Origin of the sequence: Isoptericola sp. NPDC060185 (genome assembly GCF_042728595.1) — a bacterium.
Lineage (GTDB): Bacteria > Actinomycetota > Actinomycetes > Actinomycetales > Cellulomonadaceae > Isoptericola.
In genome coordinates this window covers 24,146-45,947 of the sequence record NZ_JBHWYY010000018.1, presented here as the reverse complement: position 1 = coordinate 45,947, position 21,802 = coordinate 24,146, and the positions used below count along the sequence as shown (strand labels likewise).

The window sequence follows — 21,802 nt, the reverse complement described above, 5'->3', positions numbered from 1 at the left end:
GCAGGTCGAGACCCCTGCCCCGGCCGAGGCCGACGCCCCGGCCGACACCCCCGCGCCCGCCGTGCCCCCCGCGGCGCCGTCCGTCGAGCTGCGCGCGGCGCTCGCCGGCGTGCGCACCGAGGTCGGCAAGGCCGTCGTGGGGCAGGACTCCGCGGTGACGAGCCTGCTCATCGCGCTGCTCTGCTCCGGCCACGTGCTGCTCGAGGGCGTGCCCGGCGTCGCGAAGACGCTGCTGGTGCGCGCGCTCGGCGCGTCGCTGGACCTGTCCACCAAGCGCGTCCAGTTCACGCCCGACCTCATGCCGGGCGACGTCACCGGGTCGCTGGTCTACGACACCCGCACCGCCGAGTTCTCCTTCCGCGAGGGGCCGGTGTTCACCAACCTGCTGCTCGCGGACGAGATCAACCGCACGCCCCCGAAGACGCAGGCGTCGCTGCTCGAGGCGATGGAGGAGCGCCAGGTGTCCGTGGACGGCACGCCGCGCCCCCTGCCGAACCCGTTCGTCGTCATCGCGACGCAGAACCCCGTGGAGCACGAGGGCACGTACCCGCTGCCCGAGGCGCAGCTCGACCGCTTCCTGCTCAAGGTCGTGCTGCCCGTCCCGGCACGCGAGCAGGAGATCGAGGTCCTCGCCCGGCACGCGGCCGGCTTCGACCCGCGCGACCTGCACGCCGCGGGAGTCCGGGCCGTGGCCGGGCCGGAGCAGCTCGCCGCCGCGCGCGCCGAGGTGCGCCAGGTCCAGGTGGCGCCCGAGGTCCTCGGCTACGCCGTCGACCTGTGCCGCGCCACCCGCCGCTCCCCCTCGCTGTCGCTCGGTGTGTCGCCCCGCGGCGCCACGGCGCTGCTCGCGACGTCGCGCGCCTGGGCCTGGCTCTCCGGCCGCTCGTACGTCACGCCCGACGACGTGAAGGCGCTCGCGCACCCGACGCTGCGGCACCGCGTCCAGCTCCGGCCCGAGGCGGAGCTCGAGGGGGTCACCGCCGAGAGCGTGCTGACCAGCGTGCTCGCGACCGTGCCCGTCCCCCGATGACGCTCTGCACCCCGGCATCGAGCGTGCTGAGCTGCTCCTCAGACGTCGGGTGCGTGGAGCAGCTCAGCACGCTCGATCCGCGGCGGGAGGGCCGATGGCGCTGACGTGGCGTGCCGTCGTCCTGGCGGCGCTCGGCGTGGTCCCGGTGGCCCTGTTCCCCGTCGCCGGGACGGTGGTGGTGTGGGCGCTGGTGGTGGCCGCGGTCTGCACGGTCGACGTCGCGCTCGCCGCCTCGCCACGCGCGGTCGCGATCCAGCGCCGGGCGCCGCGCGCGGTGCGGCTCGGGGCGACCACCCGCTCCGAGCTGGTCCTCACCAACACGACCCGGCGCCGCCTGCGGGCCCTGGTCCGCGACGCGTGGCCGCCGTCGCTCGTGGTCGACGCCGCCGTGCGCACCGAGGGCGCCGCCGCGGGCGAGCCGGTCGTGGCCCGCTCGGCCCGGCACGCCGTCGACCTGCCCGCCGGCGAGTCCGCGCGGGTGCGCACCCCCCTGCTCCCCACCCGGCGCGGCGACCGCGCGGCGGGCCCGGTGACGATCCGGTCGTACGGGCCGCTGCGGGTCGCCGCGCGCCAGGCGTCGATCCCGGTGCCCGGCCGGCTGCGGGTGCTGCCCGAGTTCGCGAGCCGCCGCCACCTGCCGTCGCGCCTGGCGCGGCTGCGGGAGATGGACGGCCGGGCGGCGGTGCAGGTGCGTGGCGAGGGCACGGAGTTCGACTCGCTGCGCGAGTACGTGGTGGGCGACGACGTCCGCTCGATCGACTGGCGGGCCACCGCCCGCCGCGGCGACGTCGTCGTGCGCACCTGGCGCCCCGAGCGCGACCGGCGCGTGGTGATCGTGCTCGACACCGGTCGCACCTCCGCCGCCCGCATCGGGTCCGCGCCGGGCACGCACGTCCCGTCGGCCCCCGGGGCCGAGGAAGGCGACGAGCCGGCCACCACGCTCGGCGGCACCCGGCTCGAGGCGAGCATCGAGGCGGCGCTGCTGCTCGGCGCGCTCGCCGACCGCGCGGGCGACCGCGTCCAGGTGCTGGCCTACGACCGCACACTGCGCGCCCGCGTGGCCGGGGCGTCCGGCCCGCGGCTGCTGCCCGCGCTCGCCGAGTCGCTGGCGGTCGTCGAGCCGGCGCTGCTGGAGACGGACTGGCCCGGCCTGGTCGGCCAGGTGCGCCAGCGGGTGTCGCAGCGGTCGCTGGTCGTGCTGCTGACGGCGCTCGACCCGGCCGCCGTCGAGACGGGGCTGCTGCCCGTGGTGCACCGGCTGTCCGGCACGCACCAGGTGGTCGTCGCCGCCGTCGCGGACGCGGACGCCGCCCGCCTGCGTGCGGACCGCTCGTCGTCCGCCGCCGTGTACGACGCGGCCGCGGCCGCCCGCGCGGACCTGGAGCGGGCTGCCGTCTCGGCCGTGCTGCGCCAGCACGGCGCCGAGGTGGTCGAGGCGCTCCCCGACGACCTGGCGCCGCGGCTCGCGGACACCTACCTGGCGCTCAAGGCCGCGGGCCGCCTGTGACCCTGCCGCCGGCTCTCCCCCGCCGCCCCGAGGTCACTCGCCCGTCATCTCGCTGAGGTCCATCACGTCGTCGGGGGCCGGCGCCTGGACGTCGGGCGCCGCGTCCAGGTCGGAGAGCACCACCTCGCCGTCCTGCGGGCTGCTCACGCGCACCAGCTGGTTCGACCCGTCGGACGTGACGTCGATCGTCGCGCCGTCCGCGGCGGTGTACTCGTAGACCTGCTGGCCGTCGACCTCGACGAGCTCGCCCGTCTCGGCGACGCCGGACGCGTCGTCGCCGGTCGGGAAGTCCTCGGTGAAGGCGTCCATGATGGTCTCGAGCGACATGTCGTCCGCGCCGGCCTCCTTCGGCAGCAGCAGGTACCTGTCCCCGAGCGCCTCGGCCATCGCGCCGTCCGAGTCGCCGAAGTTGGCCTTGAAGAACTGCGCGGACGCCTTGAGATAGGTGGAGCCGTCGACCCGCAGGACGGTGGCGTCCACGGGCTCGCCGTCGGCCTTCCCCGAGAGCGAGAGCGTGTAGTCACCCTTGTCGGTGACCGCGCCGGACCCGTCCACGGTCATCGTCTCGCCGCCGTCCGTGAACGTGCCGTGCAGCGTCAGCGACGTCAGGGCGGCGACGTTGGCCTTCACGTCGTCGGCGATCTCGGAGTACGGCGGGGCCTCCTGCGCGGACGGCGACTCCTCGGCCGCCTCCTCGGGCTGCCCCTCCTGCGCGGACGTGCTCGCCGCGGGGGTCTCCGTCGGCGGGCCGCCGTCGCAGCCGGCCAGGGCGAGCACGCCGGCGAGGGCGACCGCGGTGAGGGCGAGCGAGGTGGGGGCGAGCGGCTTCTTGGTCATGGCGGCCTCCTCGGGCCGACGGGCGCCGACGCACGGGAGGCACGGCCGGGCCCGACCAGGGTTCCTGGAAGCCATCCAGGCTAGGCGACGCCGCCCCGCGTGGAACAGGCCCGGGGCCAGAATCCACCCGGTCGACCCGGGGTGGCCGGGCCGACCCGGGGGCCGTCAGCCGACGGTGGGCACGACCTCGCCGGCACGGTCGGCGTCGAGGTCGCCCGTGAGGCCGGCCGCCGTCGCGCGACGGCCCAGCACGACGACGTAGACCCAGAACCCCGCGAGCGCGATCGTGCCGATGACGATCTTGAGCCACCACGGCAGCGCGGAGCCGGTGACGTACCCCTCGATCAGGCCCGAGACCGCGAGCGCCCCGGCGAGGCCGATCGCCACCGTCACCAGGGCACGCCCCTCCTGCGCGAGCGCCACGGTGCGGGGGCGGGGCCCCGGGGACACTGCCGTCCAGAACAGCTTGAGCCCGGCCGCGCCCGCGACGAACACGGCGGTGAGCTCGAGCAGCCCGTGCGGGGCGATGAGCTGGAGGAACAGGTCGAGCTCGCCGTAGGCCGCCATCATGCCGCCCGTGGCGCCCACCCCCACGGCGTTCTGCACCAGCACGAGGGCGGGCCACACGCCCGTGATGCCCAGGCCCACGCACTGCGCCGCGATCCACGCGTTGTTCGTCCACACCATCGCCGCGAACGACGCGCCCGGGTCGTAGTAGGACGCGAAGGCGTCGTTCACGTACGCCTCCCGCTCGGCGGGCGTGCCCATCGCGGCGAGCGCGCCCGGGTCGGTCGCCACCCGGTATCCGGCCAGCACCGCGAGGGCCAGGCACACCACGACGACGCCGAGCGTCCACCAGCGCACCCGGTACAGCGCGGCCGGGACGGTCACCGCGACGAACCGCACGACGTCGGACCACGCCGGCTCGTGGGCGCCCGCGATGCGCACGCGGGCGCGGCTGAGCAGGTCGGACAGCCGGGTGACGAGCACCGGGTCGGGGGCCGCGGACCGCACGGTGGACAGGTGCGTGGCCACCGCCTGGTAGAGCCGCACCAGCTCGTCCGCCTCCGCGCCGTCGAGCCGCCGCTTGCGGGTGAGCTGCCGCAGCCGCTCCCACTGGGGGCTGTGCACGGCGGTGAAGGCGTCGAGGTCCACGGTCGATACCCTTCCACACGGGACAGGTCGCACGAGCGGGGGATGCACATGCACGACGGGATCGTCATCGGCGAGGGCGTGGTGCTCGACGCGCGCCCCGCCTCCTTCGTCAGCCGCGCGCTCGCGGCGCTGCTCGACCTGGCGGCGATCGTCGTCGTGGGGATCGCGCTGCTGGTCGTGGTCGCGCTGCAGGACGTCCAGGTCGACGAGCAGTGGGCCGCGGTGCTCGGCGTCCTCGCCGCGGTGCTGGTGATGGTCGTCCTGCCGGTCACGGTCGAGACGCTCAGCCGCGGCCGCTCCCTGGGCAAGCTGGCGGCGGGGCTGCGGGTGGTGCGCGACGACGGCGGCCCGGTCCGCTTCCGGCACGCCTTCGTGCGGGCGCTGGTGGGAGTGGGCGAGCTGTGGCTGACGTTCGGCAGCGTGGCCCTGATCGCGTCGCTGTCGAACTCCCGCGGCAAGCGCCTGGGCGACCTGCTGGCGGGGACGTACGTCATCCGGGTGCGGGGCGGGCGCGGCTGGTCGATGCCGCTCGCGATGCCCCCGGAGCTCGCCGCCTGGGCCCGCACGGCGGACATCCGGCGGCTGCCGGACGGCCTGGCCCTCTCGGCCCGGCAGTTCCTCGACCGGGCGCCGCGACTCGCCCCCGTGTCCCGCGCGGGCCTGGCCGACGACCTCGCGGGCCGCATCGAGCCGCTGGTCGCCCCGGGGCCGCCGCCCGGCACGCCGGCCGAGGCGTTCCTGCACGCCGTCCTGCACGAGCGCCGCGACCGCGAGCTGGAGCGCGGGCGGGCGGAGCAGGAGCGGGCCGAGGCCCGCGCCGCCACGCTGCACCGCCTGCCCTACGCCGTCCCCGACCCGCCCCGCTGAATGTTGTGGGCGGACTTTTGGCCCTGTTCGCCGTGCGAAACAGGGCCAAAAGCCCGCCCACAACACCACCCGGGTCAGGCGCCGCGGGGGCGGGGGCGGTCCTCGAACCGCCCGAAGACGCGCACCAGGCCCAGCAGCACCAGCAGGAACGCGGCGAACCAGACCGGCCGGGACGCCCACCAGTCCGCGCCCCACGCGGCGGGCAGCTGCTGCCCGAGGCCGAGGAGCGCCACGCCCACCACGGCGAACATCGCCGTGAGGTGCCACAGGTAGACCGTCATCGACCGGCGGGCCAGCGCCCCGACGACCCGCTGTCCTGCGGCCGTGCCCGCCCGGCGCACCAGTGCCGCACGGAACAGCAGGACGAGGCAGACCTGGGCGACGGCGTGCGCCACGACGGGCGCGGTGGGCGGGCCGAGGTTGGAGATCTCGTCGCCGGGCATCCCGATCATGCTGGGCGGGTAGGGCCCGACGGCGACCAGCACGGCCATGGCGGCGACGGCGGCGACGACCCCCGCGGCGAGCAGCCGGCGTGCGGTACGGGAGCCGAGGGGCTCGGCCGGGCGGCGCGGGGCGCTCCGTTCGGCGGCGTACGCGATGCCGGCGAGGTAGGGGGCCGCCCACGCGAGGAGCACGTTGGCCCAGGCGAGGCCGGCGGTGACGTCGTTCGGGAGACCGAAGCGCAGGGCGTCGAGGGCGAGCGGCAGCGCCACCGCCGCGGCGAGGGCGCCCCACCGCCAGCGCTCCCACGCGGCCCGCAGCAGCGGAGTGATCGCCATGAGCACCACCCACACGCCGAGGAACCACAGCAGCTGCGGCGCCATCCGCGCCATCCGCCACACGGCGTCGTCGGGCACGCCCAGGGCGAGGAGCGCGGCGATCGCGAGCGCCCAGGCCGCGGCGAACGCGCCCACCGGGCGGGCGACGCCCCGCAGCCGGGCCAGGACCACGCCGCCCCAGCCGCGGCCGGCGACGGCCGTGCCGCCGCGCTGGTAGCCCGCCGACGCGCCGGCGGCGAAGAACAGCAGGGCCAGCGGCTGCAGCCAGGTCACGAGCCAGCCGGCGCCGTGCCCGAGGGCGTTGCCGACGTGCAGCGTGCTGCCGTCCCACGCGGCCTCCGCCATCAGCCAGTGCAGCAGCACGACGCCGACGGTGCCGACCGCCCGGACGACGTCGACGAACGGGTCGCGCGGGCGGCGCGGCGCCGTGGGGACGGCGGGGGCCGCGGCGGCGTCGGGCCGGCTCCGGACGACCGGCGGCGGCGCGGACGGGGCGGGCGGTGCGGGGGCGTCGAGGACGGCCACGATGGCTCCTGAGGCTCGGTGAGAGGGACACTCTCAGCCTCGTGACCTGCGGCGTCGTCGGACATGGGCCTGGCCCCCGCCCCGTCCGGCTCCTCCCCCGGGCCGTTCGGGGGGACGTCCCCCGGCCGACCTGTCAGGGCCACGGATCAGGCGTCGACGCCCAGGTAGCGCAGGACGGCGAGCACGCGCCGGTGGTCGGCGGAGTCCTGCGGGAGGTCGAGCTTGGTGAAGATCGCCGCGACGTTCTTCTCCACGGCGCCGTAGGACAGGTACAGCGACTCGGCGATCGCGCCGTTGGAGCGGCCCTGCGCCATCAGCTCGAGCACCTCCTTCTCGCGCGGTGTCAGGCGGGCCACCCCGTCCTCGACGGAGCGGTGCGCGCCCATGAGCTGGCGCACCACCTCCGGGTCGAGCACCGTCTCCCCCGCGGCCACGCGCCCGAGCGCCGCGACGAAGTCGCCGACGTCGGCCACGCGGTCCTTGAGGAGGTAGCCGACGCCGCGCGGGTCGCCCTCGAGCAGGCGCGACGCGTACCGCGTCTCGACCCACTGCGAGAACACCAGCACGGGCAGCCCCGGGTGGGCGGCCCGCAGCGCCTCGGCGGCGCGCAGCCCCTCGTCCGTGTGGGACGGGGGCATGCGGATGTCGGCGACGAGCACGTCGGGCAGGGCGCCGGCGGCGGCCAGCGTCGTGACCTCGCGCACCAGGGCGTCGCCGTCCGGCACCGCGGCGACGACGTCGAACCCGCGTCGGGACAGGAGCGCGACGAGTCCGTCGCGCAGGATCGCGGAGTCCTCGGCGACGACGACGCGCAGGCCGGGCGACCCTGCGGGGGCGTCCGGCGTCATCGGGCGGTGCCGGGGGCGGGCAGCGGGATGGTCACGGTGATCACCGTAGGCCCTCCGGCCGGGCTGACCACCCCGAGCGTGCCGTCGACGCCGGAGAGCCGGTCGGTCAGGCCGGCCAGCCCGCTGCCGCGGCCCGACGGGTCGGGGGCGCGCACGCCCGCCCCGCCCACGCCGTCGTCGTGCACGCGCAGGACGAGGGCACGCACGGCCGCGCCGGTCGAGGTGTCGGCCACGGGCTCCACGCCGGCGACGACGTCGACCCCCGTCGCGCGGGCGTGCTTGGTCGCGTTGGCGACGAGCTCGGCGACCGCGAAGTAGGAGATCGCGGTGACGCTGGGCGGCAGGTCGGCGGAGTCGAGGCCGACGGCGTGCACCCGGACCGGCAGGGCGGCGCGCGCCGCCAGGGTCTCCAACGCGACGGCGAGGCCGGCGTCCAGCGCGGGCGGCCGGATGCCGCGGGCCAGCTCGCGCAGCTCCGCGAGCGTGTCCTTGGTGCTGGAGTGCGCCGTCTCCAGGACGGCGGCGAGCTCGGCCGTGTCGACGCCGTCGGCGCCGTCGCGCAGCAGCTCGCGCGCCTCGCCGATCTGCATGGCCACGGCCACGAGGTGCGCCTGGGTGCCGTCGTGCAGGTCGCGCTCGATGCGGCGCAGGCGGGCGTCGGCGTCCTCCACCGTGACGGCGCGGGCCCGCTCGGCGTACGCCACGCGCAGGCTCGCCTTGGTGGGGCTGAGCAGCCCCACGGTCAGGAGCCGGAACAGCCCCGCGAACAGGGCCTGCACCTGTGGCCACAGGTACAGCAGGATCACGCCGACGGCGACGAGCAGGAGCTGGCGCGCCGGGGTGTCCACGAACCAGTCGGAGCCGAACGACGCGCCCCGGTGCCACGAGCCGTCGCTCGCCTGCTGCATCGGCAGCCAGCGCGACCAGAACCAGTGCGTGATGCCGCCGAGCGCCACGACGAGGAACACCGTGCTCACGACGAACGACGCGATCGCCAGCGGGAAGGTGACGACCATGTACAGCAGCGACCGCCACGCCGTCGAGTCGCCCAGCATCCCGCCCAGGCGGCGCCAGAAGCCCTTGCGGGGCGTGCGCGGCGCCGGGTCGGCGATCTCGACGCCGAGGTAGCGCACCGCCATCCGGCGGTACATCGAGCCCCAGCCCCGTGCCCCGACCAGCACGCCGCCCGCCACGAAAAGGCCCACGACGGTGACCGCGACGCCCGCCATGAAGGAGACGGTGAAGATCGCATAGGTGAACGCGAACGGCGCCAGCAGCAGCGACAGCCACAGGAAGCCGTAGGCGCGCCAGGTGCGGCCGTCGAACGGGGCGAGGAGGAACGGCGGCGCGCCGTCGTCCTCGCCGTGCGACACCGGCGCGGCCGCCGTCGTCTGCGGGGTGGCGGCGGTGCCGTCGGTGGACGTCATGCTGGTCATGCTCCCAGCCTGCCGCCCGCGGCGCCGAGCCGATATCCGGCCCGCCGCCGTCGCGCCGGGGGTTGTCCCCCCTGCCGAGACGGTCAGTGTCTCGGCAGGGGTCGGACGTCAGTAGCGGTAGTGCTCCGGCTTGTACGGGCCCTCGACCGGCACGCCGATGTACTCGGCCTGCTCCTTGCTCAGCTCGGTGAGCCGGACGCCGAGGGCGTCGAGGTGCAGGCGCGCCACCTTCTCGTCGAGCACCTTGGGCAGGCGGTAGACCTGGCGCTCGTACTGGCGCTCGTCGACCGGGCGCGCCATGTCGGCGAACAGCTCGATCTGGCCGATCACCTGGTTGGCGAACGAGTTCGACATGACGAACGACGGGTGGCCGGTCGCGTTGCCCAGGTTGAGCAGGCGGCCCTCGGACAGCACGATGATCGACCGCTCGGGGCGCCCGTCGGCCGCAGGCAGCGTCCACTCGTGCACCTGCGGCTTGATCTCGGTCTTGACGACGCCCGGCACGGCGGCGAGCCCGGCCATGTCGATCTCGTTGTCGAAGTGCCCGATGTTGCCGACGACGGCCTTGTCCTTGAGCGCGAGCATGTGCTCGACGCGCACGACGTCCTTGTTGCCCGTCGTGGTGATGACGAAGTCGGCCTCGCCGATCACGTCGTCGAGGCGGGCGACCTGGAAGCCGTCCATCGCCGCCTGCAGCGCGCAGATCGGGTCCACCTCGGACACGATGACGCGCGCCCCTTGGCCCCGGAACGCCTCGGCCGCGCCCTTGCCGACGTCGCCGTAGCCGCAGACGAACGCGACCTTGCCGCCGATGAGGATGTCCGTGGCCCGGTTGATGCCGTCCGGCAGCGAGTGGCGGATGCCGTACTTGTTGTCGAACTTCGACTTCGTGACCGAGTCGTTGACGTTGATCGCCGGGAAGATCAGCTCCCCCGCCTCCGCGAGGTGGTAGAGCCGGTGCACGCCCGTCGTCGTCTCCTCGGTGACGCCGCCGATGGCCTGCGCGACCGTGGTCCAGCGCAGCGGGTCGGACTCCAGCGCCCGGCGCAGCACGCCCCGCACCACGTTCATCTCGTGGGTGTGGTCCGGCTCCCCCGGCAGCGTGTCGGGCGGCACGACGCCGGCACGCTCGTACTGCAGGCCCAGGTGCACGAGCATCGTGGCGTCGCCGCCGTCGTCGAGGATGAGGTTGGGGCCGCCCTGGCCGTTCTCCGCGCCCGGCCACACGAGGATCTGCTCGGTGCAGTCCCAGTACTCCTCGAGGCTCTCGCCCTTCCAGGCGAAGACGGGCACGCCCTGCGGGTCGGCGGGGGTGCCGTGCGGGCCGACGACGATCGCCGCGGCGGCCTCGTCCTGCGTGCTGAAGATGTTGCAGCTCGCCCACCGGACCTCGGCGCCGAGCGCCACGAGCGTCTCGATGAGGACGGCGGTCTGCACCGTCATGTGCAGCGAGCCGGCGATGCGCGCGCCGGCCAGCGGCTGCGACTCGCCGTACTCCGCGCGCAGCGCCATCAGGCCGGGCATCTCGTGCTCGGCCAGGCGGATCTGGTGCCGCCCCGCCTCCGCGAGCGCGAGCGAGCGCACCTTGTAGCGGCCGGGAACCTCGTCGAAGCCGGTGGTTCCGGGTGCCTCAGCGGTCGTGGACATGGTCGCCCTCCTGGACGTCTCGGGGTCATGTCGGTCGCGCTGGGGGCTCCCGTCTGCGCGGTGGCCCGTCGTCGCTGGTCGACGGCGCGGGCCAGCACCCAGGGTAGTCCGCGGCGCGTCACGGACGCAGCGAGGCCGGCCCCCGGGGTGGGAGCCGGCCTCGTGCCGCGTGCGGAGCGGTGGGATGTCAGCCGTTCTTCGACGCGCGGTAGCCCGCCTTGCGCGCCGCGGAGGCGGTGGTGAAGCACTTCTCGGGGGTGGTCACCTTGTAGTACCGACCGCCGGGCACGTGGTAGATGCCCGACTGGTTGCCCTTGATCGGGGCCCAGCTCGGGCAGTTGTACTTGCTGATCGGCGAGGTCTGCGACGGCTTCTTGCCCTGCTTCACGACGAGCTTCTGCGTCTTCGACTTCACCTTCGTGGCCGACCAGACCTTCGCCTTCGACGCCGTGAGCCGGTAGGTCTTGTACGTGACCTTCGTGGTCACCGTGTACGTGCCGGCCTTCAGCGCGACGGACTTCTTGTTCTTCGCGACCGTCTTGCCGGCCTTCTTCACCGTGAGCGTCTTCGACTTCACGGAGACGTGCCCCTTGGCGGTGACGTTCGGGCGCACCGTGACGGACCGCTTGTACGGGGCCGTCTTGGTGCCGATCGTCTTGATCGTCACCTGCGTGGTCGTGGCCGCCGTCGCGGTCGGCGCGACGAGCAGGGGCGACGCCAGCAGGGTCACGGCGGCGACGATCGCGGCGAGGCGGCCGCCCCGGCGCGCGGGCGAGGTGTGCTTCACGGGCTTCTCCTGGGTAGCGCCGACGACGGTCGGCGGTGCGTGAGACGCGGCCCGGCGCTCCCGCGGCGAGGACCCGTGACGGGCTGCTCGTCGGGCGACGGTGTCGCAGGTCAAGTATGTGAGCGCTCTTACCGAGGACAACCGGCAGATGTCGGACTTCACCCGGTGCGTCGTGGGTGATCTTCGCCGCAGTCGCCCTCGTTCGGTCGCGACGAACGCCCTCGCCCTCCGCCCCTGAGGGACGGAGGGCGAGGGCTCGACCCGGCGTCAGCGAAGCCCGTCGATCAGCCGACCTTGGTCCAGGTGCCGCACCCGGAGGTCTCGAAGCCCTGGCCGCTGACCAGGTCGACGTACCGGGACGACTTCTCCGAGGTGAAGTCGTTGTCCAGCAGCTCGTCGAACTCCCCGCTGAACCCGCTGGTGATCGCGTAGTAGCAGCCGGCCTTGCCCGCGGTCTTGTACGTTCCCGCCGCCATGTGCTGCCCGACCGCGTAGATGCCGTCAGAGACGGAGGTCTTCTTCGGCGACCCGCTGGCGGCCAGGGTGACCCACGAACCACAGCCGTCGGTGACGAAGTACATGTCCCCCGAGCCGATCGTCACGATGACCTGGCCGGCCGAGCTGAACCCGTTGGCGATGATCCCCTCGAAGGACGAACCGGCGCTGCTTCGGCGCTCCCAGTAGCAGAGGCTTCCACCCTTGCTCACATAGGTCCCCGGCTTCACCTCGCTGCCGACGCGGTAGCTCCCGTTGCCCGGGACCGGCGGGGGCACGACGACCTTGGCAGTGGCCGCACTGGTCCGGCTGACCGTGGCATATCCCGCCCTCGACCCCGTGATCTTGACCGTGATCCGCTTGCCGTTCTGAGCGCTCGTCAGACGAAGTGTCTTGCTGGTCTTGCCGCTGATCACAGCACCGTCGGCGCGCCACTGGTAGGTGAACCTGGTCGGGGTGGGCGACCAGGAGCCCGCCTTGGCGGTGAGCGTCGCGCCCACCGTCCGGCTGCCGGAGATCGTCGGCATGACCGTCTTGAACACGCCCTTGGCGATCGTCTTCGCCGCGCTGGTGCGCGTGACGGACCTGTAGCCGGACTTCTTCCCCCTGACGGCGACGGTCACCTTCTTGCCGACGTGCTTGGCCGCCGGCGTGAAGGTCTTGCCCGTCTTGACCGCCTTGCCGCTCACCTTCCACGTGTAGGTGAGCGTGGTGCCCTTCGTCCACGTGCCCGGCTTCGCCGTGAGCTTGCTGCCGACCCGGACCTTCCCGGAGATCGTCGGCCGCGTGGACACCACCGTCTTCAGCGCTGCGACGGAGCCGGCCGAGGCAGCCGTCGACGTGAGGGGGGCCGCGCTCGCGGCAGGGGCGACGGCGAGGGGCGCCGCCAGCAGCGTCGCCGCCGTCGCGAGGGCGACGAGGCGCCCGAACCGGCGCACAGGCTGAGTGAGTTTCACCGACATCTCCAGGTGGGTAGGCCGACCGTCGTCACGGGTCGGGTCGCGATCGGCGCCGCCCCGGTCCGCCCGGGGGCCACGACGCCGAGCGCCAGTGTCCGCGACGACCCGTCACCAGCCGGCCGTTTCGGGCGGAGTTCACCCGCACCGCGAGGGTGAACTCCGCCCGAGCACCTCGTGCGACGTCAGCCCGAGACGCGCCGCCAGGAGCAGCCGTAGGCCTCGAACCCGACGTCGCCGGGCAGGACCTTCCAGTAGCCCGGCTCGGTGAACTCGGCGGCTTCGTCGACCGCGGAGCTGGTCATGGCGAAGCTCTTCAGCGCGGCGACATAGCAGATGTCGTCCGAGTAGGCCGGTCCGGCCGTGTAGTACAGCCCCGGCTTCAGCTGGCCGCCCCCGGTGCCGACCTTGTACATGCCGTCGGTCGCCGTCGACGTCCGCACCGTCCCGTACGCGGCGTACCGGCGCCACGTGCCGCAGCCGGTGGTGGAGAAGTACTTGTCGGTGCTGCGGATCGTGACGATCGTCCGGCCGTAGGTCAGGCCCGCCCAGACCATCTTCTTGTTGCCGTCGAGCCGCTGGACGCGGCACCCCTTTGGCGAGCCCGGGGCGACGTACGTGCCCGGCTTGATCTGCGTCCCGACCTTGTACGTCCCGTTCTTCGTGAGCACGGCGGCGGGCACGGTGACCCGCGCGGTCGCGGCGCTGGTGCGTGCGGAGGGGTAGTAGCCCGAGCGGACGCCCTTGATCGTCACGGTGATGCGCTTGCCGTACTGCGCGCCCGTGAGCTTGAGGCTCGACCTCGTCGCGCCCTTGATGGCGGCGCCGTTCGCCTTCCACTGGTACCGCCAGGACGACGGCTTCGGCGTCCACGTGCCGCGGCTGCTCACCTTGAGCGTGGACCCGACGCGCGCGCTGCCGGAGATCTTCGGCGCCGACGTCCGCGAGTAGACCCGCAGCACCGTGGACGACGCGCTGGTCACCGTCTTCGTCGTGTAGCCCGAGCGGCTGCCCGTGACGCTGACGGTGAGCTTCTTGCCCGCGTACCTGGCGGGCAGCGTGTAGGAGGACTTCGTCGCGCCCTTGATCTTCGTGCCGTTGACGCGCCACTGGTAGCGGTAGGTGCTCGCCGCGGGCTTCCACGTGCCCCTCGCCACGGTGACCTTGGACCCGACCCGCACGGTGCCGCGGATCGTCGGCCTCGGCGCGGAGAAGACCCCGGCGGCGACGGTCTTCCACCCGCTCGCACGGGTCACCGTGGTGTAGCCGGCCTTCGTGCCGGTCACGCGGACCCGCAGCGTCTTGCCCTTGACCGACGCCGTCGGCGTGTACGTCGACGCCGTCGCCCCCGGGATCGCGACCCCCGAGGCGTACCACCGGTACGTGCGCGTCGTGCCCGAGGTCCACGTGCCCGGCTTGGCAGTGACCTTCGACCCGACGCGCGCGGTGCCGGAGAGCACGGGAGTCGGCGCGGTGAGAACGCCGGCACCGACGGTCGCCGAGAGGGTGCGGGTCGCAGGGTCGTACCCCGGCCGCTCGCCGGTCACCGCCACGGTGAGCACCGCTCCCTTGTCGGCCGCGACCGGCGTGTAGGACGTCGAGGTCCCGACCGCCGTCGTCCCGGTCGCGCGCGCGACGCTCCAGCGGTAGGTCAGCGCGGTGCCCTCGGGCCACTCCCCCGGCAGCACCGTGACGCGGCTCCCGACGCGCGCGGTGCCGGACAGGACCGGATCGGTGCCCGCGATGGCGCCCGGCGCGACGGTGCCGGCGGCGGTCACCACGACGGACGCCGAGGGGGCACCGTCGACGGCGCCCTCGGGCGCGGTGCCGGTGATCGCCACGCTGAGGACGCCGCCGACGGCGCCGGCCGGGACGAGGAGGGCAGGCCCGGTCTCGCCCGCGAGCTCGACCCCGTCCACGGACCAGCGGTAGGTGAAGGTGAGCTCGACGTCGGCGGGCGTCCAGAGCTCGGCGCGCGGGTCGACCGTGACCTGCTCGCCCACCCGCAGCGCGCCCTCCAGGGCGAGCTGCTCGGGGGACGGCGCGACGACGTCGACGGCCTCGGAGGGCGTCGTCGGATCGGTCGTCGGATCAGGTGTCGGATCGGTCGTCGGATCGGTCGTCGGATCGGCCGTCGGCGCGACGGCGACCCGGCTCTCGGGCGGGGGGTCGGTGGCCGCGACGGCGGCGGGCGCGACCACCAGCGGCGCGACCACCAGGGAGAGGGCGGCGACGAGCGCCGTCGTGCGCGCGCGGTGCCGCGCGCGACGGGACAGGACGGGGGTCCACGGGTCCTCCGGGGACTCGTGCCGGCCGGGTCTCCCGGCCGGCGAGGTGGGCACGACCACAGGGTCACGGCGGCGTCGGTGCCGGTCGCCGCGGCCGGGCTCGTTGTGCGACGGGAGCTCGGCCGGGCGGTGCTGCGCCGAGTATGGAGCCGCGGGCACCCGTCCCGGCCCGGGGTGCCGCGACGAGGCCGGAATTCACCCGCTCTCGGCCCGGATTTCACCCGCTCCCGCGGCCCCCGCCGCGGGACGGCCGCGCCTTCCCGTCCGCCCCTCGCCGAGGCCTCGGTTGACGCAGATCTTGCCGAATCCTGATGCTCTCTTCATCGACCTCGCCTCCCCGGTGGCGGGCGTGGGTGGCCCAGGACACACTGTCCGGGCACGAGTCGTGAGGTGAGTCACGCGCTCTATCACATTCCGGTAACGATCCCTCCACTGCTCTGACCAGCCAAAAGTCGGTAAAACCCCAGGACAACACGGAAGAAACGCGCAGATCAGGCGCACTTTCCCAGTTCGCCACGGCACCCGTCGGCGTAGGAGGGTGCTTGATGCCCTTGTGCCCACCGGAACCGCGGAAGCACGGGAACCCGTGACCGGTGCTCGACGCATCGCCCGGCGAACCGTGGGTACATCCGAACGTGATGGAAGGTGGCGAGCCCTGCCCGTATGTCGGGAGACAGCAGTACCACCACAACGCCCGCCGAGACGCCCGGGGTCACGCCCGCGGTGTCGGTGAGAGGCGTCTACAAGGTCTTCGGTCCCAAGCCCGGCGAGGCCGTGCGCCGCCTGGAGGCGGGAGCCACTCGCGACGAGGTCAAGAGCCTCGGTACCGCCGCGGTGATCGACGCGTCCTTCGACGTGGCCCCCGGCGAGATCTTCGTCGTCATGGGCCTGTCCGGCTCGGGCAAGTCGACGCTCATCCGCATGCTCAACGGCCTGTGGACCCCGTCCGCGGGCGACGTCCTCCTCGGGGACGCGAACCTCGCGACCGTGGACGGCAAGCGCCTGCGCGAGCTGCGCCGCACCCGCGTCAGCATGGTCTTCCAGCACTTCGCGCTGCTGCCGCACCGCACGGTGCTCGACAACGCCGCGTACCCGCTGGAGATCCAGGGCGTCGGCAAGGCCGAGCGGCAGGAGAAGGCCCGCCAGGCCCTCGACATGGTCGGCCTGTCCGGCTGGGAGGACTCGCTGCCCTCGCAGCTGTCCGGCGGCATGCGTCAGCGCGTCGGCCTCGCCCGCGCCCTCGCCGCCGACACCGACGTGCTGCTCATGGACGAGGCGTTCAGCGCCCTCGACCCCCTGATCCGCTCGGAGATGCAGGAGCAGCTCCTGGAGCTCCAGGCCAAGCTCGGCAAGACGATCATCTTCATCACGCACGACCTCAACGAGGCCATGCACCTCGGCGACCGCATCGCCGTCATGCGCGACGGGCGGATCGTGCAGATCGGCTCCGCCGAGCAGATCCTGTCCGACCCGGCCAACTCCTACGTGGAGAAGTTCGTCGCGGACGTCGACCGGTCGCGCGTGCTCACGGCGTCGTCCGTCATGCAGCGGCCGCGCCTCACCGTCCCCGCCGGCGGCGGACCCCGGCAGGCGGCACGCGAGATGCGCGAGGCCGAGGTGTCGGGCGCGTACGCCGTCGACCGCCGACGTGTCCTCAAGGGGCTCGTCCGCGCGGACGACGCGGTGCGCGCCACCAAGGAGGGCGCGGAGAAGCTGGACGGCATCCTCGACACCGACGTCACGTCGGTGCACCAGGACACCCCGATCGCGGAGCTGTTCGCCCCGGCGGCGGAGTCCGCCGTGCCGCTCGCGGTGGTCGACGACGAGGGCCGCCTGGTCGGCGTCGTGCCGCGCGTGACGCTGCTCGAGGCCATGGCCGGTGAAGCGGTCGAGAACGGCAACGTCTCGACCCCGGGGACGACGACGGAGGAGCCGGCCGACGACGAACCTGCCGGGACGACGGAAGGAGCCCCGGCATGATCGCCACCGCTGCCAGCGACACCCTCGTCCCCCGCATCCCCGTCGGCGACTGGATCGAGACGGCGATCGACTGGGTCACCGACACGTTCGACCCGCTCTTCGACGCCATCAAGACGTTCTTCGAGTCGATCTACGACGGCCTGGACTGGGTGCTCAGCACGCCGCCGTTCTTCGTCGTCGCCCTCGTGCTCGCGGCGATCGCGTTCTGGGCCCGCGGCTGGAAGCTCGCGCTGGGCTCGCTCATCGGCTTCGTGCTGATCGCCGCGATGGACCAGTGGGGCAACGCCATGGACTCCCTGGCGCTCGTGCTGCTCGCCTCGGTGGTGGCGCTGCTGATCGGCATCCCGCTCGGCGTCTGGTCGGCGCGCAACGACCGCGTCTCGCGCGTGGTGCGGCCGATCCTCGACTTCATGCAGACGATGCCCGCCTTCGTCTACCTGATCCCGACCGTCGTCATCTTCCTCACGGGCCCCGTCCCCGGGATCATCGCGACGATCGTGTTCGCGCTCGCCCCGGGCGTCCGGTTCACGGAGCTCGGCATCCGCCAGGTGGACTCCGAGGTGGTGGAGGCCGGCCGCGCGTTCGGCTCCACCGACCGCCGCATCCTGCGCCAGATCCAGATCCCGCTGGCGATGCCCACCATCATGGCGGGCGTCAACCAGGTGATCATGCTGGCCCTGTCGATGGTCGTCATCTCCGGCATGGTCGGCGCCGGCGGCCTCGGCGGCGACGTCGTGGGCGCGCTGTCCAGCGTCGACATCGCCCTCGGGTTCGAGGCCGGCCTCGCGGTCGTGTTCCTCGCCATCTACCTCGACCGCGTCACCTCCGCCCTCGCCGACCGCTCGCCGGTCGCGAAGGCCCTCAAGGCCGCGCGTTGACGCTCCCCGCACCTCGCCCGTGCGGCGGCCGCCGCGCCGCCGCACGGGCACCTCACGGAAGGACAACCATGAATCTCGGACGACACACCCGTCGCGTCGCCGCCGCCGGCGGCACCCTCGCCCTCGCCGTGTCCCTCGCCGCCTGCGCGTCGGGCGACGACGACGGCGGCTCGAACACCGGCTCGGGCGACGAGAAGGAGATCACCATCGGCATCCCGTCCGGCTGGGACGAGGGCATCGCCGTCTCCAACCTCTGGGCCAAGGTGCTCGAGGAGAAGGGCTACGACGTCGACACGAAGACCGCCGACATCGGCGTGGTCTTCACCGGCCTCGCCGGCGGCGACATGGACGTGCTCTTCGACACCTGGCTGCCGCTGACGCACGCCAGCTACGTGGAGAAGTTCGGCGACGACATCTCCGACCTCGGCACCTGGTACGACGACGCCAAGCTCACCATCGCGGTGAACGAGGACTCGCCCGCCAAGACGATCGGCGACCTCGCGAAGTACGCCGACGACTACGGCAACAAGCTGGTGGGCATCGAGGCCGGTGCCGGCCTCACGAAGGTCACCAAGGAGCAGGCGATCCCGACCTACGGTCTCGAGGACCTCGACTACACCATCTCCTCGACCCCGGCGATGCTCGCCGAGCTCAAGGGTGCCGTCGACAAGGGCAACAACATCGCCGTCACGCTGTGGCGCCCGCACTGGGCCTACGACGAGTACCCGATCCGCGACCTCGAGGACCCCGAGGGCGCGATGGGCGACGCCGAGGAGATCCACACCTACGGCACCGCCGACTTCGCGGACCGCTACCCGGAGCTGGCCGGCTGGCTGAAGGACTTCACGCTCGACGACGACCAGCTGTTCTCCCTCGAGAACACCATGTTCAACGACGAGCAGTACAAGGACGACCCGGAGGCCGCCGTCGACGCGTGGCTGAAGGCGAACCCGGACTTCGTCGACCAGGTGACCGGCGGCGCGTCGGACAGCGACTCCGCGAAGTGACCCTCCCCTCGCCGAGGTAGTTCAGATCTCGCCGAGGTAGTTCCGAACCCGCCGAGGTAGTTCCTCAAGAGGAACTACCTCGGCGAGTTTCGTACTACCTCGGCGAGATCTGAACTACCTCGGCGGTGGTCGGTACGGTGGCCGGGTGCCCCGCTCCACCCTGCGCCGGATCACCGGCGACCGCGACCGCCTGCACCTGGTGCTCATGCTCGCCCTGACGTTCTCGACCGGCATCGCCGACGCGGTCGGCTACCTCGGCCTGGACCGGGTGTTCACCGGGAACATGACGGGCAACGTCGTCATCCTCGGGATGGCGCTGGCCGGCGGGGACGACCTGCCCGTCGCGGGGCCGCTGCTCGCGCTCGGCACGTTCATGGCCGGGGCCGCGCTGGCGGGCGTCGTGCTGCGCCCCGTGCAGGTGGGCTGGACGCCGCGCACCACCGGCCTGATCACGGCGGTCGGCCTCGTCCTCGCCGCGATCACGGTGCTCCTCGCCGTGGCGGAGGCCGACCTGCCGCGCACCGTGCAGCTCGTCGTCACGGTGCTGCTGGCCCTCGCGATGGGCACCCAGGCCGCGACGGCCCGGCACCTGTCGGTCAAGGACATCACGACCGTCGTCGTCACCTCGACCATCACCGGTCTGGCCGCCGACTCCCGGCTCGCGGGCGGCCACGGCAAGCACTCGGGGCGGCGCATCGCCGCGATCGTCCTCATCTGCGCGGGGGCCGCCGTCGGCGCGCTGCTGCTGCAGGCCCACCTGGCGTGGGGCGTGGCCGTGAGCGCCGTGCTCACGCTCCTCGTCGCAGCCCTCGGACACACCACGGAGGAAGCCGAAGCATGACGTTCACGCCCCCGCCGCCCCACCCGACCCGTCCGGACCTGCGCGGCACGTTCGGGATGGTCGCCTCCACGCACTGGCTGGCGAGCGCGAGCGCGCAGTCCGTCCTCGAGCGCGGCGGCAACGCGTTCGACGCGGCGGTGGCGGGCGCGTTCGTGCTGCACGTCGTCGAGCCGCACCTCAACGGCCCCGGCGGGGACATGACGGCGATCCTCGCGACGGCGTCCGAGCCGGGGCGCCCGCGGGTCCTCGTCGGGCAGGGCCCGGCGCCGGCGGGCGCGACGATCGCGCACTACCGCGACGTCGAGGGCCTGGACCTGGTGCCCGGGTCGGGCGCGCTGGCCGCCGCCGTCCCGGGCGCGGTCGAGGCCTGGCTGCTGCTCCTGCGCGACCACGGCACGTGGACCGTCGCGGACGCCCTCGCCCCCGCCCTCGGCTACGCGCGCGACGGCCACCCGGTGCTCGCGGCGGTCTGCCGCACGGTCGAGGGCGTGTCCGCCCTGTTCCGCGACCACTGGCCCACCTCCGCGGAGCGCTGGCTGCCCGGCGGCCGGGCCCCGCACCCGGGCGAGCTGGTGACCAACCCCGAGCTCGCCGCCGTGCTCGAGCGCCTCGGTGCGGCGGAGGCCGAGGCCATGTCCTCGGGCGCCGACCGGGCCGCCGCCGTCGACGCTGCCCGCACCGCCTGGCGCGACGTGGTGGGCGAGGCGGTCGAGGAGTTCGTGCGCACGCCGCACCGGCACGCGGACGGCCGCGACCACGCGGGCGTGCTCACGGCGGCCGACGTCGCCGCGTTCGAGGCGTCGTACGAGGACGCGACGACCATCGGCTTCCGCGGGTACACGGTGGCCAAGACCGCCGCGTGGGGCCAGGGCCCCGCCCTGCTGGAGGCGCTGCGGATCCTCGACGGGCTCGACGACGACCGCCTCGACCCGTCCACCGAGCTCGGCGCGCACACGGTGCTCGAGGCGCTCAAGCTCGCCCTCGCCGACCGGGACGCCTGGTACGGGGACGCTGCGGACGGGGACGACGACGTGCCGCTCGACACGCTGCTGTCGCAGGAGTACGCCGCCGCCCGCCGCGCCCTGATCGGCGAGCGCGCCTCCCACGACGTGCGGCCCGGCCGCGTGCCCGGGCGGCCCGCGCCCGCCCTCCCGCCGCTGCGGACCGAGTACGCCACCGACGTGCCCGCCGCCGCGCTGCCCGGGGCGCCCACCGGCGGCGCCGCGGCGGGCATCGGCGAACCCACCGTCGTCGTTCCCACCGCCGTCGTCCCCGCCGCCCCGCTGGACGGCGACGGCCTGGAGACCGACGCCACGGGCGCGACGCGCGGCGACACCTGTCACCTGGACGTCGTGGACCGCTGGGGCAACATGATCAGCGCGACGCCGTCGGGCGGCTGGCTGCAGTCCTCCCCCACCGTGCCCGGCCTCGGCTTCGCCCTCGGCACCCGCCTGCAGATGACGTGGCTCGACGAGTCGTCGCCGTCCCGGCTCGAGCCCGGCCGCCGCCCGCGCACCACCCTGACGCCCACGCTCGTGCTGCGCGACGGCAAGCCCGTGCTCGCGTGCGGGTCCCCGGGCGGCGACCAGCAGGACCAGTGGCAGCTGGCGTTCCTGCTGCGCGTGCTGGTGGGCGGCTACACGCCGCAGGAGGCGATCGACGCCCCCGCCCTGCACACGACGTCCGCGCCGGGCTCGTTCTGGCCCCGCACCTGGACTCCCGGCGGTGCCGTCGCCGAGGACCGGCTGGGCCCCGACGTCCTGGCCGGGCTGGCCGAGCGCGGCCACGTCCTCACCCTTGCCGGCGACTGGGCGCTCGGGCGGCTCAGCGCCGTCACGCGCGACCCCGCCACCGGCGTCGTCGGCGCCGCCGCCAATCCCCGCGGCGCGCAGGGGTACGCCGCGGGCCGGTAGCCCGCGCCCGTCGCACGACAGGAGCC

The 21,802-nt window shown here is 74.1% G+C and carries 17 protein-coding genes; 8 read left to right on the top strand and 9 right to left on the bottom strand.

Annotated features, from left to right (window positions below; all coding sequences use genetic code 11):
- The first annotated feature begins 61 nt into the window (after positions 1 to 61).
- Positions 62 to 1,030 (top strand): AAA family ATPase, encoded by a 969-nt coding sequence (locus ACFWDO_RS08950; protein ID WP_380326028.1) that lies wholly within the window; start codon positions 62 to 64, stop codon positions 1,028 to 1,030.
- A gap of 94 nt (positions 1,031 to 1,124) precedes the next feature.
- Entirely contained in the window at positions 1,125 to 2,537 is a 1,413-nt protein-coding gene (locus ACFWDO_RS08945; protein ID WP_380326016.1) for a DUF58 domain-containing protein, read from the top strand.
- A gap of 33 nt (positions 2,538 to 2,570) precedes the next feature.
- Here ACFWDO_RS08945 and ACFWDO_RS08940 read toward each other — a convergent pair whose 3' ends face one another.
- On the bottom strand, positions 2,571 to 3,374 hold the full coding sequence (locus ACFWDO_RS08940) for a hypothetical protein (RefSeq protein WP_380326013.1): 804 nt from the start codon (positions 3,372 to 3,374) through the stop codon (positions 2,571 to 2,573).
- Between the two features lie 165 nt (positions 3,375 to 3,539).
- The gene (locus ACFWDO_RS08935) at positions 3,540 to 4,529 is read right to left on the bottom strand and encodes a stage II sporulation protein M (protein WP_380326010.1); all 990 of its coding nucleotides are present in this window, start codon (positions 4,527 to 4,529) and stop codon (positions 3,540 to 3,542) included.
- A 48-nt stretch (positions 4,530 to 4,577) separates the two neighbouring features.
- On the opposite strand from ACFWDO_RS08935, the gene ACFWDO_RS08930 reads away from it, so the two are divergent.
- On the top strand, positions 4,578 to 5,396 hold the full coding sequence (locus ACFWDO_RS08930) for an RDD family protein (RefSeq protein WP_380326025.1): 819 nt from the start codon (positions 4,578 to 4,580) through the stop codon (positions 5,394 to 5,396).
- Between the two features lie 74 nt (positions 5,397 to 5,470).
- Here the strand turns inward: ACFWDO_RS08930 and ACFWDO_RS08925 are convergent, their stop codons facing one another.
- The 7 genes from ACFWDO_RS08925 to ACFWDO_RS08895 form a co-directional block, all read right to left on the bottom strand.
- Entirely contained in the window at positions 5,471 to 6,700 is a 1,230-nt protein-coding gene (locus ACFWDO_RS08925) for an acyltransferase family protein (RefSeq protein ID WP_380326200.1), read from the bottom strand.
- A gap of 146 nt (positions 6,701 to 6,846) precedes the next feature.
- On the bottom strand, positions 6,847 to 7,515 hold the full coding sequence (locus ACFWDO_RS08920) for a response regulator transcription factor (protein ID WP_380326212.1): 669 nt from the start codon (positions 7,513 to 7,515) through the stop codon (positions 6,847 to 6,849).
- Between the two features lie 29 nt (positions 7,516 to 7,544).
- Entirely contained in the window at positions 7,545 to 8,984 is a 1,440-nt protein-coding gene (locus ACFWDO_RS08915; protein ID WP_380326203.1) for a sensor histidine kinase, read from the bottom strand.
- A gap of 108 nt (positions 8,985 to 9,092) precedes the next feature.
- A complete protein-coding gene (ahcY, locus tag ACFWDO_RS08910; RefSeq protein WP_380326206.1) occupies positions 9,093 to 10,631 on the bottom strand; it encodes an adenosylhomocysteinase in 1,539 nt (512 codons plus the stop codon).
- A 187-nt stretch (positions 10,632 to 10,818) separates the two neighbouring features.
- A complete protein-coding gene (locus tag ACFWDO_RS08905) occupies positions 10,819 to 11,418 on the bottom strand; it encodes a hypothetical protein (protein ID WP_380326209.1) in 600 nt (199 codons plus the stop codon).
- Between the two features lie 284 nt (positions 11,419 to 11,702).
- Positions 11,703 to 12,869 carry a hypothetical protein gene (locus ACFWDO_RS08900; RefSeq protein WP_380324882.1) on the bottom strand — a complete coding sequence of 389 codons (1,167 nt, stop codon included), beginning with the start codon at positions 12,867 to 12,869 and terminating at the stop codon, positions 11,703 to 11,705.
- Positions 12,870 to 13,054: 185 nt separating this feature from the next.
- Positions 13,055 to 15,211 carry a hypothetical protein gene (locus ACFWDO_RS08895; RefSeq protein WP_380324879.1) on the bottom strand — a complete coding sequence of 719 codons (2,157 nt, stop codon included), beginning with the start codon at positions 15,209 to 15,211 and terminating at the stop codon, positions 13,055 to 13,057.
- Between the two features lie 609 nt (positions 15,212 to 15,820).
- On the opposite strand from ACFWDO_RS08895, the gene ACFWDO_RS08890 reads away from it, so the two are divergent.
- The 5 genes from ACFWDO_RS08890 (at position 15,821) to ACFWDO_RS08870 (ending at position 21,776) form a co-directional block, all read left to right on the top strand.
- Positions 15,821 to 17,137 (top strand): glycine betaine/L-proline ABC transporter ATP-binding protein, encoded by a 1,317-nt coding sequence (locus ACFWDO_RS08890; protein WP_380324876.1) that lies wholly within the window; start codon positions 15,821 to 15,823, stop codon positions 17,135 to 17,137.
- Positions 17,134 to 18,015: an ABC transporter permease gene (locus ACFWDO_RS08885; protein ID WP_380324873.1), complete on the top strand. Its 882-nt coding sequence runs from the start codon at positions 17,134 to 17,136 to the stop codon at positions 18,013 to 18,015. The genes ACFWDO_RS08890 and ACFWDO_RS08885 overlap by 4 nt, the downstream gene beginning before the upstream one ends.
- Positions 18,016 to 18,083: 68 nt before the next feature.
- Positions 18,084 to 19,022, top strand: coding sequence for a glycine betaine ABC transporter substrate-binding protein (locus ACFWDO_RS08880; RefSeq protein WP_380324870.1), 939 nt, complete (start codon positions 18,084 to 18,086; stop codon positions 19,020 to 19,022).
- Positions 19,023 to 19,167: 145 nt separating this feature from the next.
- Positions 19,168 to 19,863 (top strand): YoaK family protein, encoded by a 696-nt coding sequence (locus ACFWDO_RS08875; RefSeq protein ID WP_380324868.1) that lies wholly within the window; start codon positions 19,168 to 19,170, stop codon positions 19,861 to 19,863.
- Entirely contained in the window at positions 19,860 to 21,776 is a 1,917-nt protein-coding gene (locus ACFWDO_RS08870; RefSeq protein WP_380324866.1) for a gamma-glutamyltransferase family protein, read from the top strand. Before ACFWDO_RS08875 ends, ACFWDO_RS08870 begins: the two co-directional genes overlap by 4 nt.
- Positions 21,777 to 21,802: the final 26 nt, after the last annotated feature.

Coding starts and splice junctions, on each gene's coding strand:
- ACFWDO_RS08945 (WP_380326016.1), top strand. CDS start 1,125: ATGGCGCTGACGTGGCGTGCCGTCGTCCTGGCGGCGCTCGGCGTGGTC.
- ACFWDO_RS08940 (WP_380326013.1), bottom strand. CDS start 3,374: ATGACCAAGAAGCCGCTCGCCCCCACCTCGCTCGCCCTCACCGCGGTC.
- ACFWDO_RS08930 (WP_380326025.1), top strand. CDS start 4,578: ATGCACGACGGGATCGTCATCGGCGAGGGCGTGGTGCTCGACGCGCGC.
- ACFWDO_RS08915 (WP_380326203.1), bottom strand. CDS start 8,984: ATGACCAGCATGACGTCCACCGACGGCACCGCCGCCACCCCGCAGACG.
- ahcY (WP_380326206.1), bottom strand. CDS start 10,631: ATGTCCACGACCGCTGAGGCACCCGGAACCACCGGCTTCGACGAGGTT.
- ACFWDO_RS08890 (WP_380324876.1), top strand. CDS start 15,821: ATGTCGGGAGACAGCAGTACCACCACAACGCCCGCCGAGACGCCCGGG.
- ACFWDO_RS08885 (WP_380324873.1), top strand. CDS start 17,134: ATGATCGCCACCGCTGCCAGCGACACCCTCGTCCCCCGCATCCCCGTC.
- ACFWDO_RS08880 (WP_380324870.1), top strand. CDS start 18,084: ATGAATCTCGGACGACACACCCGTCGCGTCGCCGCCGCCGGCGGCACC.
- ACFWDO_RS08870 (WP_380324866.1), top strand. CDS start 19,860: ATGACGTTCACGCCCCCGCCGCCCCACCCGACCCGTCCGGACCTGCGC.